This is a genomic window from Pseudomonas sp. Sample_9, from assembly GCF_004307535.1.
Classification (GTDB): Bacteria; Pseudomonadota; Gammaproteobacteria; order Pseudomonadales; family Pseudomonadaceae; genus Aquipseudomonas; species Aquipseudomonas mercuritolerans.
On the sequence record NZ_RAZO01000456.1, the window covers coordinates 1 to 2,333 of the forward strand.

Genomic DNA, 2,333 nt, shown 5'->3' on the forward strand with positions numbered 1-2,333 from the left:
TACTTGTAGAAATTCCACTTCGGCGCATTGCTCTGCGCGGCCAATACCTGGAACAGGTGCGTGGCGTCATCGCCGCGAACCTTCTGCGGCTCGGTCATGTTGAACGTCACGCCATAATTGGCGTAGCAGACCTTGGCGGTTTCCGCGCTGTCCTTGGACTCCTGCTTGAAGTCATTCGACGGCACACCAAGCATCTCCAACCCTTGCGCCTTGTAGCGCTTGTTCAGCGCCTCGAGGCCTTCGAACTGCGGGGCGAAACCGCAGAAGCTGGCGGTATTGACCACCACCAGCGGCTTGTCGGCGTACTGCTTGCACAGATCGATGGATTCCTTGGCGCGCAGCTTGGGCAGCGAGCCTTGCAGCAGCTCAGGACAATCGGCGGCCTGGGCCAGGCCAGTCAACGCCATCAGCAACGCGGGAACAGCACACCAGCGCATCAACATGTTGAATTTCCTTGGGCAGTCATCAGGCTTCGACGTTACTCGCCACGCTGCCATCTAGCAAATGCTCATGCCCAACTGCATCAGCGCCAGACCGCCGCGCTGCCAGCCCCACCACACCAGCGCCAACAGCGCAGCAGCCAGCGCGGTCACGGCGAATCGCGCGCAGATCCGGCTCATGCTGCACTCGCCGCAGCTTGCAGGCGCGCCACCGGACGCTCGCGCACCGGCCAGTTCAGCGCCGCTGCCAGCAGGCTCAAGAGAACCGCCACTTGCCAGATCAAGTCATAACTCCCGGTGCGGTCATATACCACTCCGCCCAGCCAGCCGCCAAGGAACGAGCCGAGCTGATGGAACAGGAAGACGATGCCGCCGAGCATGGACAAATTGCGCACGCCGAACAAGGTCGCCACCGTACCGTTGGTCAACGGTACCGTCGACAGCCACAGGAAGCCCATGGCCATACCGAACAGATACGCTGTGGTGGTCGTCACCGGCAACCACAGGAACAGCACGATCACCACCGCGCGCAGTAGATACAACGCCGTCAACAGACGCGGTTTCGACATGCGGCCACCAAGCCAGCCGGCGGTGTAAGTGCCGAAGATATTGAACAGCCCGATCAACGCCAGCACCGTAGTGCCGACGGTCGCCGGCAGATGCTGATCGACCAGATACGCTGGCAAGTGCACGCCAATGAACACCACCTGAAAACCGCAGACAAAAAAGCCGAACGCCAGCAGCCAGAAACCGGAGTGCGAGCAGGCCTCACGCAGCGCTTCGGAAAGAGTCTGTTCATGGCCAAGCACCGGCAGTGGCTTGTCCTTGAGCATGCTCACCAGCGGCACAATCATCGCCACCAACAGGCCTAGCACCAGCAATGCGGCCGACCAGCCGAGCCAGCCGATCAAACCGAGCGTGCCCGGCAACATGGCGAACTGGCCGAACGAACCGGCGGCGCTGGCGATACCCATGCCCATGCTGCGTTTCTCTGGCGGCACAGCGCGACCCACAACACCAAGAATGACCGAAAACGAAGTGCCCGAAAGACCGATACCGATCAGCAGACCGGCACTCAGTGACAGAGTCACTGCCGAATCAGACAGGCCCATGCACACCAGGCCCGCCGCGTAGAGGATCCCACCGACCAGCACCACTTTCGCCGCGCCGAAGCGATCCGCCAGCGCGCCGGTGAACGGTTGCGCCAGGCCCCAGATCAGGTTTTGCAGAGCGATGGCGAAGGCAAACACTTCGCGACCCCAGCCGAACTGCGCGCTCATTGGCGACAGGAACAGGCCGAACCCGTGACGCACGCCCAATGACAACGCCAGGATCAGCGCACTCCCCAGCAACACCCAACCGCACGTACGCCACATCGATGTCATTGTTATTCTCCAGTCGCGGGTATATACCCGCTTGAGCGCGAAAAAACCGGCGTCAGGCCAGTTCGTCGAGCAGTTTGAGCAAGGTTTCGCGCTTCTCGGCACCGAGCCGGTCGATCAGCCGCTTTTGCGCCGCTTCCCACGCCGGCAATGCCGCTGCCAAGCGCTGCACACCGGTTTCGGTGAGGCGCACGATACGGTTGCGCATGTCCTCGCCTTCGGCCAGCGCCACCAGACCTTCGCCCTCGAGCACGCGCAAGTTGCGCCCCAAGGTGCTGCGATCCAGCCCCATGGCCTCTGCCAGTTCGGAAATGCTCGGTTGCTCCAGTCGCTGCAGATTGCACAGCAGAGAATACTGGGCAACGTTGATCCCGAAGCCGTCGAGAGCGCCGTCGTAATGCCTGCTGACGCCACGCGCGGCGCGACGCAGGTTGGTGCACAAACACTGAGAAGGAAGCATGATGCGTGTATATACCCGCGAGTGTGTTAAATCAAGTTACAGATGAGTTTA

At 61.5% G+C, this 2,333-nt stretch carries 4 protein-coding genes; all 4 read right to left on the reverse strand.

The genetic code is table 11. The features are described from left to right. Nucleotides 1-443, reverse strand: a 443-nt coding sequence (locus D6877_RS25890) for a glutathione peroxidase (RefSeq protein ID WP_130912545.1), incomplete at its 3' end; no start/stop codon positions are given. A gap of 54 nt (nucleotides 444-497) precedes the next feature. Then, on the reverse strand, nucleotides 498-620 hold the full coding sequence (locus tag D6877_RS30205; protein WP_024012178.1) for a hypothetical protein: 123 nt from the start codon (nucleotides 618-620) through the stop codon (nucleotides 498-500). After that, entirely contained in the window at nucleotides 617-1,825 is a 1,209-nt protein-coding gene (locus tag D6877_RS25895; protein WP_130912546.1) for an MFS transporter, read from the reverse strand. The genes D6877_RS30205 and D6877_RS25895 overlap by 4 nt, the downstream gene beginning before the upstream one ends. A gap of 52 nt (nucleotides 1,826-1,877) precedes the next feature. Then, entirely contained in the window at nucleotides 1,878-2,282 is a 405-nt protein-coding gene (locus D6877_RS25900) for a MarR family transcriptional regulator (protein ID WP_130912547.1), read from the reverse strand. Nucleotides 2,283-2,333 lie beyond the last annotated feature (51 nt).